The organism is Streptomyces iranensis (assembly GCF_017874715.1).
In the GTDB taxonomy this organism is placed as follows: Bacteria; Actinomycetota; Actinomycetes; order Streptomycetales; family Streptomycetaceae; genus Streptomyces; species Streptomyces iranensis.
The window spans coordinates 90,667-103,508 of sequence record NZ_JAGGLR010000026.1 but is presented as its reverse complement, the minus strand read 5'-3'; the positions used below and the strand labels follow the sequence as shown (position 1 = coordinate 103,508).

At 72.6% G+C, this 12,842-nt stretch carries 11 protein-coding genes and 1 pseudogene; 9 read left to right on the top strand and 3 right to left on the bottom strand.

Features of this window, described 5'->3' with window-relative positions; genetic code table 11:
- Positions 1-60 precede the first annotated feature (60 nt).
- Positions 61-753, top strand: a complete 693-nt coding sequence (locus J2Z30_RS51910; protein WP_372453376.1) for an ATP-binding protein — start codon at positions 61-63, stop codon at positions 751-753.
- A 184-nt stretch (positions 754-937) separates the two neighbouring features.
- Positions 938-1,906, top strand: a complete 969-nt coding sequence (locus tag J2Z30_RS38335; RefSeq protein WP_044572783.1) for a DUF5926 family protein — start codon at positions 938-940, stop codon at positions 1,904-1,906.
- A 526-nt stretch (positions 1,907-2,432) separates the two neighbouring features.
- On the opposite strand, the gene J2Z30_RS38330 is transcribed toward J2Z30_RS38335, so the two are convergent.
- Positions 2,433-3,107 carry a bifunctional DNA primase/polymerase gene (locus tag J2Z30_RS38330; RefSeq protein WP_044572780.1) on the bottom strand — a complete coding sequence of 225 codons (675 nt, stop codon included), beginning with the start codon at positions 3,105-3,107 and terminating at the stop codon, positions 2,433-2,435.
- A gap of 604 nt (positions 3,108-3,711) precedes the next feature.
- Between J2Z30_RS38330 and J2Z30_RS38325 the strand changes: the two genes are divergently transcribed.
- Both J2Z30_RS38325 and J2Z30_RS38320 read left to right on the top strand, forming a co-directional pair.
- Positions 3,712-5,328 carry a GAF domain-containing SpoIIE family protein phosphatase gene (locus tag J2Z30_RS38325; RefSeq protein ID WP_372453375.1) on the top strand — a complete coding sequence of 539 codons (1,617 nt, stop codon included), beginning with the start codon at positions 3,712-3,714 and terminating at the stop codon, positions 5,326-5,328.
- 178 nt (positions 5,329-5,506) lie between these two features.
- The gene (locus tag J2Z30_RS38320) at positions 5,507-7,003 is read left to right on the top strand and encodes an aminopeptidase P family protein (RefSeq protein ID WP_044572779.1); all 1,497 of its coding nucleotides are present in this window, start codon (positions 5,507-5,509) and stop codon (positions 7,001-7,003) included.
- Between the two features lie 244 nt (positions 7,004-7,247).
- On the opposite strand, the pseudogene J2Z30_RS51905 reads toward J2Z30_RS38320, so the two are convergent.
- Positions 7,248-7,565 (bottom strand): annotated as a pseudogene (locus J2Z30_RS51905) (carboxymuconolactone decarboxylase family protein); the annotation flags it as partial.
- Positions 7,566-7,612: 47 nt separating this feature from the next.
- On the opposite strand from J2Z30_RS51905, the gene pdxR reads away from it, so the two are divergent.
- The gene (gene pdxR, locus J2Z30_RS38310; RefSeq protein WP_044572777.1) at positions 7,613-9,097 is read left to right on the top strand and encodes a MocR-like pyridoxine biosynthesis transcription factor PdxR; all 1,485 of its coding nucleotides are present in this window, start codon (positions 7,613-7,615) and stop codon (positions 9,095-9,097) included.
- 69 nt (positions 9,098-9,166) lie between these two features.
- On the opposite strand, the gene J2Z30_RS38305 is transcribed toward pdxR, so the two are convergent.
- On the bottom strand, positions 9,167-9,670 hold the full coding sequence (locus tag J2Z30_RS38305; protein ID WP_044572775.1) for an ATP-binding protein: 504 nt from the start codon (positions 9,668-9,670) through the stop codon (positions 9,167-9,169).
- Between the two features lie 201 nt (positions 9,671-9,871).
- Between J2Z30_RS38305 and J2Z30_RS38300 the strand changes: the two genes are divergently transcribed.
- The 4 genes from J2Z30_RS38300 (at position 9,872) to J2Z30_RS38285 (ending at position 12,836) form a co-directional block, all read left to right on the top strand.
- Positions 9,872-10,690, top strand: a complete 819-nt coding sequence (locus J2Z30_RS38300) for a hypothetical protein (protein ID WP_044572772.1) — start codon at positions 9,872-9,874, stop codon at positions 10,688-10,690.
- A 96-nt stretch (positions 10,691-10,786) separates the two neighbouring features.
- Positions 10,787-11,536 carry a YcnI family copper-binding membrane protein gene (locus J2Z30_RS38295; RefSeq protein ID WP_372453374.1) on the top strand — a complete coding sequence of 250 codons (750 nt, stop codon included), beginning with the start codon at positions 10,787-10,789 and terminating at the stop codon, positions 11,534-11,536.
- Between the two features lie 143 nt (positions 11,537-11,679).
- Positions 11,680-12,339, top strand: a complete 660-nt coding sequence (locus J2Z30_RS38290) for an SCO family protein (protein WP_044572769.1) — start codon at positions 11,680-11,682, stop codon at positions 12,337-12,339.
- The gene (locus J2Z30_RS38285) at positions 12,339-12,836 is read left to right on the top strand and encodes a copper chaperone PCu(A)C (protein WP_052701458.1); all 498 of its coding nucleotides are present in this window, start codon (positions 12,339-12,341) and stop codon (positions 12,834-12,836) included. Before J2Z30_RS38290 ends, J2Z30_RS38285 begins: the two co-directional genes overlap by 1 nt.
- Positions 12,837-12,842 lie beyond the last annotated feature (6 nt).

The window sequence follows — 12,842 nt, the reverse complement described above, 5'->3', positions numbered from 1 at the left end:
TTTCCGCTCCAGCCCCGCGGGGCATTCATCCCGTGGCGTGGGGCTAAGGAGGTCTCGGGGGTGGCTTTGGTGGTGGCACGGCAGGTGCCGACGTCGTCGACCATGGCCGTACCCCATGGTCCTGCGGGTGTCCGCGCGGCAAGACAGCGGATGCGTATCGATTTGCGCAGGACTGGGGTATCGGATTCGGTCATAGACGACGCTGTATTGATCCTTTCAGAACTGCTCAGCAACGCATGGCGACATGGCCGCCCTTGGCGTTCCGACCATGGTGGCGGCACGGTTCGGGCTGCATGGACCGTCGATGAGGACGACCGGCTGACGGTCGAGGTGACGGATGGCGGCGGACCCACAAGGCCACTTCCGGCCAAACCGTCGGTGACCGCACGCGGCGGCCGCGGGCTGAACATCATCAGGTCGCTGGCCGAGGAATGGGGCGTGCGGGACGACATCGGTGAAGTCACCGTATGGGCCCTTCTCCCGCCCGACGACGAATTCGCCCGCCGCCTCACGATTCCCTCGGATCTCTCCCCCGAGCTGAATCCCCGCCTGGGTGGTGCGGAATTGGCCTCCGGGCTGCGTCCGGATCTCGACGCGCATCTCGAGGCCGGTCTCGACGCGAATCTCGGCTCGAACCTGGGCTCGAACCTCGACGCCGACCTGGGCCCCGGCCTCGGCTCGAATATCGAGGCGAACATCGACCCCGATTTCGATCGCGAGCTGGACTTCGCCGATCTGGACGAGCTCGCGTAGCCGACGCGGCTCAGGGAGCCGACGCGGTTCGGCCAAAGGGCTAGGCTCGCGCCCGTGAACCAGTCGTACGCGCCGTAAGAGAGCACCGCCGCGGCCGTACGCAGACCGTCACGGGCGCACGTACGCAGACCGTCACGGGCGTACGAGCAAGCCCTGAGCCGCACGATCGGGAGACAGCCTCACCATGGCCAAGAAGCGCCGCCCCCAGACGAAGGCCGCAGGCCCACGGGTCGCCAACGGCGAGATCCCTGTGGTGGGCGCGCGGGAGCCCTGCCCGTGCGGCTCGGGCCGTCGCTACAAAGCCTGTCACGGCAGGGAAGCCGCACACGCCGTCACCGAGCTGGTGCAGCGCCCCTTCGAGGGACTCCCCGGCGAATGCGACTGGGTGGCCCTGCGCGAGCTGGTGCCCGCCGCGACCGTCGGGCTGACCCTCGCCGAGGGGCTGCCCGAGGGGGTTCCGTCGGTCACCCTGGCGACCGTGCTGCCCATGGCGTGGCCCGCGCTGCGCCGCGACAACGGCACCGTGCTGCTCGGCCTCCAGAACGACACGCCCTCCGGGGACATCAGCCGCGACCTGGCCGACACCCTGCGCCGCGCGCTGACCGCCGAGCCGGGCACCCCGGTGGCCGCCGAGCGGGCTCCGGGCGACGGTCCGCGACTGCAGGATCTGCTCGACCCGAACGGCACTTTCTCGCCGACTCTGCACGAGGGGTTCGAGTTCTGGCTCGAGGACGCCGCGAACGCGTCCGGAGAGGTCGCCGCGTCCCTGGAACGGGCCAACGCGGCCGCGATCCCCACCGCCCGGCTCACCGGCGTGGAGGCGGCCTACTGGTGCGAGACGCCGGAGAAGAACCACCTGCGCTGGGTGATGTCCCACTCCGAGGAGAAGCTGCTGGACGCGCTCGCCCGGCTGCACGCCGCGGGTGCCTCCTCGCTCGGCGAGAACACCCGGCTGGTGGGCTCCTTCCGGGCCCATGGGCTCACGGTGCCGGTGTGGGATCTGCCACGCGGGATGAGCGCCGAGGACACCGAGAAGCCGGCCGTGGACCTCGCCGAACGGCTCGCGGAGGCGCTCGCCTCCGACGCCCCGCTGACGCCCGAGCAGCGGCGCGCCCGGGGCGGCCTCACCAACCGTCAGGTGACGCTGAGCTGACGTTCCCCGCACGGCCGGAGGGCGCCGCGAGGGCACGTGACGCTGCTCACAACTCACTGTTACGCCCTGCAAATCGACGTCCGGAAATCCGCGATCGAATTTGCTATCGGCCGATCTCTTGTTACGGTTCTAGAAGCCCGGTCGCTGGTGCATCCCCCGTCGCCAGCGACCGGGCGCTTCCATGTCCGCGTCCGGACGGCGGCGCGGGACGGTGGGTCAGGTACGGACCAACTGCCGTCGTCAGCGAGGGAGTTGCTCCCGGGGCCCGGTAAGGGGTCACTCCGGGGCTCACAGTGCACAGCGGGGCCCACGGTGCGCGGCGCCGACTCGCGCAGACAGCCCTCAGCGCCCTGCGCCCTGCGCCCTGCGCCCTGCGCCCACGAAAAACGCCGGGCCCGGAGCCAGGACGGGCCCGGAGCCCAGGAAGTCGCCTCCCCGGCCTCCGAGCCCTCACAAACCCGCGAGCGTCGCGCTCAGCGGTCCGCCGCGCTCAGCGACCCCCGAACCCCCGCACCCGGGGCCCGCCTCAGTAGGCGAGCCGGCTGCCTCCGTCGGGGGCGCTGGTGCTGGCCTCGACCAAGGCGTTCACCACCGTGGCCACCTGGGGCAGCCAGGGCCGCCCGGAGCGGCGCAGCGGCGGCCGCTCCCAGCGCACCCGCCCGGAGCCGGTCTGCGACGGCGGCAGCACCACATAGCCGCCCTCGCCGTGGAACCGCAGCGAGCTGGGCACCCAGTCCTGCTGGCTCAGCAGCTCGCCGAGGTCTTCGAGGGAGTACGGCTCCACCAGCAGCGACCAGCGGGTGGGCGTGGCGACCACCGGGCCGAGCCGCACACCCGCCCGGTCGAAGACCGCCAGCGCCCGCGCCGCGGCGACCGCGGGCAGGCTCACCGCGCAGGGCGCATGGCCGCCCGTGGCCAGCAGGAGGGGCGCGGAGGGTCGGTTGCCCCACCACCAGCGCACCATGCGCGCGTCCGTGGTGGCGGCGAGGAGAACAGGGTCGAACGGATGTCCACCCGGAACCGCACATTCCGGGTCGGGGCAGCCGCACACACGCGGCCGTCCGCCGCCGGACCGGAGTCCGACGCCGGGGACCACGGGCCACTGCCACTCGGTGGCGCAGGTGAGCGCCGCGCGCAGCAGCGGCGACCGCGCGCCGCGCCGCAGCGAGAACTTGCGTCGCCTTCCGAGGATCTCGCGCATGAGCGCTCGTTCCTTTCCGTTAACGCCGAGGGCTGTCCGTCGCACTACATCGCACTTCAGATGGCACTTCACTTGGACTTACGTGGCGCTGTCCGGCATCGTTCGGCCCGTCACAGCAGGTGGATCACAAGTCACTGCGCGTACAAGGCAGCGCATCACGCCGCGGGCCGAGCGTGGAACGTGGCGAGGGGTGGCGCGCGCATGGCGCTTGCCGTCCGGTTGGTGCCTTCCTCGCCACTCGGGGATGGGCGCGGCCGTTGTGGTCTATGACGCCTGGACCGGCCGCGGGGTTCCGGGGCGATCCGAACTGCCCCTGCCCCTCTCCGATGTGTACCCGCCGCGGTGGAGACGACGCGCTGTCGAACGACGTCAGTCGACCTCGAAGGGACAGCCTAACGACTTTTTTTCGGCCAAGTTCAATTCCCCCCAGACACCAACAAGACCACCGGGACAATGCTGGACATCGCATCTGCGCTCCGTGTACATCTGGAGACAGTAGCGGCACAGTAGCGGCGCAGCACGACAGGGGGTTTGCGATGCTATTGAGCGAGCCGGACCCGGCGGGCGAAGGCAGCGGGCCATGAACGCGCCTCACGCGCCGAAAGTGGCTGGAATCGATCCTCCCCTCCCCTCGCCCACTCAAACTGCCGACCCCGTCACACCGCCCCTGGCCGCGCCCGACTCCGGTGTCCAGGACCGGCTGGCGGGCTGGGTCTCGGACCTCACCACCCTTCATGAGCTCACCGAGCGGCTGGTCCGGACCGACACCCTCGACGAGGCGCTGCGCGAACTGCTGCGCGCGGGCGCGTCCCTGGTCGGCGCCCGGCGCGGACTGGTGGCGCTCGAACCGGCCGACGGGCCCGGCCCGGTGATCACCGTGGGACTCGGTCTCGGCCACGCCGACCTCGGCCAGATCGAGACCATCCCGCGCGGCTCCGCCTCCGCCGGCCATCTCCTGGACGGGCTGCCCGAGCCGGGCGGCGAGCGGCGCGCCGATGTGACCCACCCCGATATCGCCAGTGAGGCCGACCTCGACCCACGCCACCGCGAGGTGGCCGCGCGGCTCGGCTTCTCCGCGAGCTACGCCGTGCCGCTGGACCCGTTCCGCGCCGACCCCCGCGCCACGCCCGGCCTTTCCGCCATCCCCGCGCCCGCCCCCGGCGCGGACGGGTCCGGCACCGGCACAGGCTCCCCGGCGGGCGCGGGCGACCACCCGGCCCCCGGCGTCCCCGGAACGACGAGCGTCACCGACGCCCCGCGCCTCCCGGAAACCGGCCACGGGCACGATGCCGCACCTGCCGCCCCGCCTTCGCCCGGCCTTACGGCCGCCATGGGCGCCGGCGGCCCCTCCGGGCGGCTCGGCGGAGCCGCCTGGCTCTACGACGAGCCCGCCGAGCCCGCGGAACGTCAGCGCCATCTCGTGGGCCTGTACTGCCAGTACGCCGCCGCCCACATCGCCCGGCTGATCGAGCTCTCCCGCGCCCGCGCCGCCGTCGCGACCGTCCAGGAGGAGCTGCTGCCCACCCGGCTGCCCCGCGTCCCCGGGGTGCGCCTGGCCGTCCGCCACCACCCCGGTCCGCGCGGCGGCGGGGACTGGTACGACGCGCTGCCGCTGCCGGACGGGGCGCTCGGGCTGTCGGTGGGCGGGGTCTCCGGCTCCGGGCCGAGCGCCGTGGTCGCGATGGGGCGGCTGCGCGCCTCGCTGCGGGCGTACGCGGTGATGGAGGGCGAGGACCCGGTCGCCGTACTGTCCGACCTGGAGCTGCTGCTACGGCTCACCGAGCCCGCCCGCTCCGCGACTGCCCTCTTCGCCTACTGCGAGCCCGGGACGCGCAGGGTGGTGCTGGCCGGGGCCGGGCACTGCCCGCCGCTGCTCACCGGGGAGCGGCGCACCGAGTTCGTGGAGACCACCCTGTCCGCGCCGCTGGGGATGCTCTCCTGCTGGGAGGCGCCCAGCGTGGAGGTCGCACCGTCCTCCGGAGAGACCCTCCTCTTCTACAGCGACGGGCTGCTCCACCGCACCGGGGAGCCGATGGACCGGGCCTTCGCCCGGCTGCACACGGCCGCTGCGAGCGCTCCCAAGGGCGTCCGCGGCGACCCGGACGCCTTCGCCGACCATGTGCTCCGTACGGTTCTCCCCGACGGCCCGGCGGCCTCGGTGGGGCGGCCCTCGGAGGACGGCACCGAGGACCTCGTCCTGCTCGTGGCGCACTTCGACTGACGCGGGGCCGATGACGCGGGGCCCGCGTCGGCTGACGCGGGGCCCACATCGAGTGACGCGCGGCCCCCTTACGGGCGCGGCTCGAGTTACGGGCGCGGCTCGAGCGTGACCACGCCCCCGCTGGAGCCGTGGTCGCCCGGACCTCGATCCCTCCCGGCCGTCAAGCCCCGCACATACGATGGGAGGGGTCCAGTTCGAGGAGGAAGACGTGACCGAGGAGCCCACTTCCGAAGCCCCGGAGACCCCGGAAGGCGAGGAGCCCATCAAGCGGCGGAAGAACGGCCTGTACCCAGGCGTTTCCGACGAGCTCGCCGCGAGCATGAAGTCCGGCTGGGCGGACACCGAGCAGCACGACCTGGAGCCCCTCGCACAGGCTCCGCACACCGCCCGCCGCCGCGCCGCGCTCTCCGCGCGCTTCCCCGGCGACCGCCTGGTCGTCCCCGCGGGCAATCTCCGCACGCGCTCCAACGACACGGACTACAGCTTCCGCGCCTCGACCGAGTACGCGTACCTCACCGGCGATCAGACCGAGGACGGCGTGCTGGTGCTGGAACCCGAGGCGGGCGGCGGCCACACCGCGACGCTGTATCTGCTGCCGCGCTCCGACCGGGAGAACGGCGAGTTCTGGCTGGACGGCCAGGGCGAGCTGTGGGTCGGCCGCCGGTTCAGCCTTACGGAGGCCGAGAAGCGGCTGGGCCTGCCCGCCAGGGACGTCCGCAAGCTGGCCGACGAGCTCCGGGACGCCACCGGCCCGGTCCGCATCGTGCGCGGTCACGACGCCGGTCTTGAGGCCGCCCTGACCGACAAGGTCACCGGTGAGCGCGACGAGGAGCTGCGGGTCTTCCTCAGCGAGCAGCGCCTGGTCAAGGACGAGTTCGAGATCGGGCAGCTGCAGGCGGCGGTCGACTCGACGGTCCGCGGCTTCGAGGATGTCGTCAAGGTTCTGGACAAGGCGCGGGCGACGTCGGAACGCTATATCGAAGGAACGTTCTTCCTTCGGGCCCGGGTCGAGGGCAACGACGTCGGCTACGGCACCATCGCCGCCGCGGGCCCGCACGCCACCACCCTGCACTGGGTGCGCAACGACGGCCCGGTCCGCTCCGGCGAGCTGCTCCTGCTGGACGCGGGCGTGGAGACCACCACCCTCTACACCGCCGATGTGACCCGCACCCTGCCGGTGAACGGCACCTACAGCCCGCTGCAGCGCAAGGTCTACCAGGCGGTCCACGAGGCCCAGGAGGCGGGCATCGCCGCGGTCCGGCCGGGTGCCAAGTACCGCGACTTCCACGACGCCGCCCAGCACGTCCTCGCCACCAAGCTCGTCGAGTGGGGCCTGGTCGAGGGCCCTGTGGAGCGGGTGCTGGAGCTCGGGCTGCAGCGCCGCTGGACGCTGCACGGCACCGGCCACATGCTCGGAATGGACGTCCACGACTGCGCCGCGGCCCGCACCGAGACCTATGTGGACAGCACCCTGGAGCCCGGTATGTGCCTGACGGTCGAGCCGGGGCTGTACTTCCAGCCCGACGACCTGACCGTGCCGGAGGAGTACCGGGGCATCGGCGTCCGGATCGAGGACGACATCCTGGTGACGGAGGACGGCAACCGCGTGCTGTCGGCCGCGCTGCCGCGGACCGCCGATGACGTCGAGGCGTGGATGGCCCGCCTCACCGGCTGAGGCCCCGGCTCATAGCTTGATCACATGGTCCCGTGGGGAGTGGCGACGCCACTCCCCACGTCCGTTCTCAGTCCTGCCCCGGCACGCGTCGGTGGTGTGCATGTGACTCCGCTCCCCCACCTGAAGGAGGGGGAGCTTCCAACCCGAAGGTCGCGGTCCAGCCCGAACCGGTCCCTTCCGGGACAAGAGGAAGTTGTCACGGGCCGGGGAAGCGATTCCCCCACCAGCTGAAGCCGGTGGTCCCCTCGCTAGGAGACTGATGGAGGCAGTAGGCGCAGTGGTTGAGCTGGGAGGAGCGGATCTGCACCAGCTCCACCAGGGCCGGGTCCAGGCCCTCACGGGCGGCCGCGTCCAGGCTGATCAGCGCCTTGAACGCCGCGGGGGCGGCCTTCGCGAAGTTGACCCGCCCGGTCGTCCGCCGCGCCGCCGTCGCGGTCCGCGCCGCCGTCTGTGTCGGGGCCGCCGTCTGTGTCGGGGCCGCCGTCTGTGTCGGGGCCGCCGTCTGTGTCGGGGCCGGGGTCTGTGTCGGGGTCGCAGTCCGTGTCGTCGTCGAAGTCGTCATGGGAATGAAATCAGGCCGCTAAGCGACCCTCTGTAGGGTGCATTTCCATGGCGGATTCATGGGTCAATTCGGCGGAGATCCTCGGCAGTGACCTCCATCTGGAGCTGACCCGCGCGGGCAGCCGCAGGAACGCCCTGATGGCCGCGCTGCGCGAGGCCATCCGCGACGGACGGCTCGCCCCGGACACCCGGCTGCCGCCTTACCGTTCCCTCGCCGCCGACCTGGGCATCGCCCGGAACACGGTCGCCGACGCCTACGCCGAGCTGGTCGCCGAGGGCTGGCTCACCGCCCGCCAGGGCTCCGGGACCCGGGTGGCGCCCCGCCCCGCATCGCCCCCGCCCCGGACGGCCGCCCGCCGCGCGCCCGGCCGGGAGCGCGGCGGGCGGCCGTCCGGGGCGACCGGTGGCCGCCGCGGGCCGCGGCCCGCCCCACGCCCGGCGCACAACCTGCTCCAGGGCCAGCCGGACGCCGCCTCCTTCCCCCGCACCGCCTGGCTCGCCTCGGCCCGCCGTGCCCTGACCGCCGCGCCTCACGAGGCGTTCGGCCCCGGCGATCCGCGCGGCCGCCCGGAACTGCGCCGCGCCCTGGCCGACTACCTCGTCCGCGTCCGCGGCGTACGCACCGACCCCGAGCGGATCGTCGTCTGCGCGGGCTTCGCGCACGCGGTGCGGCTGCTGAGCGGAACCCGGCTGCTGCGGCCCCGGATGGCCGTCGAGTCCTACGGCCTGGCCTTCCACCGCTCGCTGCTGAGATCGGCCGGGATCCGTACGGTCCCGCTCCCGTTGGACGCCGATGGCGCCCTTACGGAGGGACTGGCCGAGCTCGACGGCGTACGGGCGGCCCTGCTCACCCCCGCCCACCAGTTCCCCACCGGCGGGCCGCTGCACCCCGAGCGGCGGGCGGCGGCCGTCGCCTGGGCGCGGGAGAACGGCGGTCTGGTGCTGGAGGACGACTACGACGGGGAGTTCCGCTACGACCGCCGTCCGGTGGGCGCCGTCCAGGGCCTCGACCCCGACCGGGTGCTCTACCTCGGCTCGGTCAGCAAGAGCCTCTCCCCGGCGCTGCGGCTGGGCTGGATGGTGCTGCCGGACCATCTGGTCGACGGCCTGCTGGCCACCAAGGGGGAGCGCGAGGGATGGACCGGCGTCCTCGACCAGCTGACCCTCGCGGACTTCATCGAATCGGGCGGCTACGACCGCCATGTGCGCCGTATGCGCCAGCAGTACCGCCGTCGGCGGGATCAGCTCGTCGCCGCCCTCGCCGAACGCGCGCCCCATATCCGCGTCTCGGGGATCGCCGCCGGTCTGCACGCGGTGCTGGAGCTGCCGTCCGGCACCGAGCGGTCCGCCCTGCGCGCCGCCGCCTGGCAGGGGCTGGCGCTCGACGGGCTCGGCGGCTACCGCCACCCGGACGCCACCACACCCCACCGCGACGGGCTCGTGGTGGGCTACGCGACCCCGCCCGAGCACTTGTTCGCAGGGGCGCTGGACGCGCTGTGCCGCGCCCTGCCGCCCGAACAGACGGCCACCTGACGTTGCGGCGGCTCCCCTGGCGTTGCGGCGGCCACCTGACGTTCAGGCGGCTCCCTGACGTTCAGGCGGCTATGACGCCCTGAGCAGCGCTCCTTCACGCCACTTGAGAATCTTGTCGAAGCTCACCACCACCCCGCCGCGACCCGGACGGTCGCGGTAGCGGACATGGTCGGTGAGGGCCTCGATGAGAAAGAGCCCCCGTCCGTGCTCCGCCTGTGGCGGGGCCGGACTGCGCGGCTGCTGTGGTCTCGGCGCGCCCGCCGGACGCCGCTCGTTCCGGGGGCGGGCCTCGCGGCGGACGGTGCCGCGTCCGGCGAAGCCGGGACCGGAGTCGGTGACCTCGATACGGCAGGTGTCGCCGTCGATATAGGCCGTGACTCGATAATCCCCGCCCGTGCCGTCGCGACCCCCGTGCTCCACCGCGTTCGCACACGCCTCGGAGAGGGCGACCGACAGATCGTAGGAGATCTCCGGATCCACTCCGGCCGTCTCCATGGTGCCGAGGAGCAGTCGTCGTGCGAGCGGAACGCTCGCCGCCTCGCGGGGCAAATGGAGTGACCACCAGATGCTCATGCTCCAGCCTCCCGGCCGCGGCTCGACATACCGTTACGTATTGCCTGGGTCCATGGTCCGTAAGCGTGTTATTGACGTGACTCCGCTCATTCAGCGGACGCGCTCGATGCGCGAACCGGTGTATGGGCCTGTCCTGGTGTGCGCCGGTACGCCCCACCCGCCGTAGGAAACGCGTTTACCCAGTGGGATGATGGCGCGGCCATGGCTTCCCCTGTCGCCCGTGCCGGCGCCGATCTGCGAATGCTGCGGGCCGCGGTCTTCACCGCGGTCTGCGTCGTGCTGTCCGCGGCGGGGCATGTGCTGGGCTCCTGCGCCACCGTGCCGCTGTGGACGCTGGGCGTGGGCTGCGCGGCGATGTTCACGGTGGCGCTGACGCTGGCCGGGCGGGAGCGGTCGCTGCCCGGGATCGCGGCCGTGCTGGCCGTCGGACAGCTGGCGCTGCACGCGCTCTTCGCGCTCGGGCAGGACCGGGTCGCGGCGGCCGGGGAGGCCGCCCATCGGGCCGACGCCGCCCAGGGCCATGTGATCGGCCTGGCCGCCAGGCTGCTGTGCGCTTCGGGCCCCGGACGGCTCGACGCCGCCGCGGCCCATCGGATCGTCGCCCACGCGGGCATCGACCCGTCCGCCGCGCACGGCGCCCCGCACGCCATGCCGGCGTCCACCGCCCCGGCGGGGCGGGCGGCCGGGATGGAGAGCCTGCTGCCGTCGCTGCCCATGGCCCTGGGCCATCTGCTCGCCGCGCTGGCCATCGGCTGGCTGCTGCGCCGGGGCGAGATGGCCGTATGGCGAGCGGTGCGGCTGTCGGTGGACGGGGCCCGAGGGGTCGCGGAGGCCGCGCTCGTACGGGCGCTGCGCGCCGCCCTGAGGCTCGTACGGGTGCTCCTGGCCCCTTCGCAGGCGCCTTACGGCGGGCCGTGCCGTCCGCGCGCGGCCGAGCGGGACGAGGGCGGGACGACGGCCCTCGTCCTCCAGCACAGCGTGATCAGGCGGGGACCGCCGGTTTGCGACCTCGCGGCCTGACCGACGCGACGCTCCTCCAGCGGGACCGGAGGGCGGCCGCGACGTCGCCGCACGCGCGCCCACCCATCTGATCATTCCTGTTCCTGGAGTGTTGACATGAACGCCATGCGTCTCCGCCGTCTGCCGGTCCTCGGAGCCCTTACCGCGGGCGGCCTGGTGCTGCTCACCGCGGGCCCAGCCTTCGCGCACGTGAGCGTGCAGCCGGGTCAGGCCGAGAAGGGCGGCTACAGCACCATCAACTTCAAGGTGCCCAACGAGCGCGACGACTCCTCCACCGTCAAGCTCGAGGTGACCCTCCCCGCCGACCACCCGCTCGCCTCGGTGATGCCCCAGCCGGTGCCCGGCTGGGACGTCAAGGTCACCAAGTCCAAGCTCCCCAAGCCCATGGAGATGCACGGCGAGAAGATCAGCGAGGCGGTCACCAAGGTCACCTGGACCGGCGGCAAGATCGAGCCGGGGATGTTCCAGCAGTTCCCGCTCTCGGTCGGCCAGCTGCCCGACGACGCCGACCAGCTCGCCTTCAAGGCCCTCCAGACGTACGACAACAAGGAGGTCGTGCGCTGGATCGAGGAGCCCAAGGAGGGCGCCGCGGAGCCTGAGAACCCGGCTCCGGTGCTCAAGCTGGTCGCCCCGGCCGAGGGCTCGGACGGCGATGGCGCCGCCGCGGCGTCCGGCCAGGACAAGGACTCCGAGAAGGCCGGAGCGGAGAATTCCGCCTCCAAGGACGCCTCGGACGACGAGGGCGGCAGCGACACCACCGCCCGGGTGCTGGGCATCGCGGGCATCGTCATCGGCGCCGCCGGTGCCGTCTTCGGCGTGGTCGCCAGCCGCCGCCGCTCAGCCTGACCGCCGACCACTCGACCGCATGCGCGTGACCGCCGGTGACCACGGGTCCTGAACCGGCCGCGTGCTCCCGGCGGGGGTGGCGGGCCCTCGTGCCCGCCGCCCCCGCGCGCCACCGATCCACCTCCTCTTGGGAGAACAGCTCCATGCGCACCAAAATCCTGGCCACCGCGTTCGCCGCCGCCGCCGCGCTCACCCTCAGCGCCTGCGGCGGCTCGGACGACGGGGGCAAGGGCGACAACGCCGCCGCCGAGGTCAAGGGCGGCCAGAGGTCGGGACAGGCCATCGTCCTCGACCAGGCGAAGACCAAGCCGGACCTCGTCCTCACCGGCACCGACGGCAAGAAATACGACCTGCTGAAGGAGACCGAGGGCCGGCCCACCCTGCTCTTCTTCGGCTACACCCACTGCCCGGACGTCTGCCCGCTGACCATGAGCAACGTCGGCATCGCCGTGAAGAAGCTCCCCAAGGCCGAGCGGGAGAAGCTGCGCGTCGTCTTCGTCAGCACCGACCCCGCCCGCGACACCCCCAAGCGGATCCGCTCCTGGCTGGACGCCCAGGGCGGCACCGACTTCGTCGGCCTGACCGGCGACTTCAACACCATCGAGGCCGCCGCGCGGCCGCTGGGCATCTACATCGAGAAGCCGAAGAAGGAGAAGGACGGCAGCATCACCGTCAGCCACGGCGCCGAGGTGATCGGCTTCTCGCCCAAGGACGACAAGGGCCACTGGATCTACACGACGGAGGCCACGGCGGATCGTTACGCCAAGGATCTGCCAAAGATCATCGAGGGGCGGAACCCGTGATGGCGACCGGCCCCGGCGTCCGTAAGGCGGCCGCCGTGGTCCTCACCGCCGGTCTGTCCGCCGCTCTCGCCGCCTGCGGGAGCCAGGACAGCGGCGGGGACAGCGGGGGCCACGCGGGCCACAAGGGCGCCCCGAAGCTGTCCGTGAGCGGTGCCTATGTCTCGCAGCCGCCCATGGACGACATGGCGGCGGGCTACCTGGCCGTACGGAACGCCGGTGGCGGCGCCGACGAGCTCACGTCCGTCACCACCCCGCTCGCCTCCGAAGTCACCCTGCACACCACCAAGGGCAACCGGATGAAGCAGGTGAGCTCGCTCGATGTCCCGGCCGACGGCCGGCTCGAGCTGACCAGCGGCGGAGATCATCTGATGCTGACAAATCTCACCCACCGGCCGAAGGTCGGTGAGAGGGTCAGCTTCACCCTCCACTTCGCCACCTCCGACCCCATCGAGATCAAAGTCCCGGTCGAGCCGACGACGTACCGCCCCAAGGACTGACGCCCG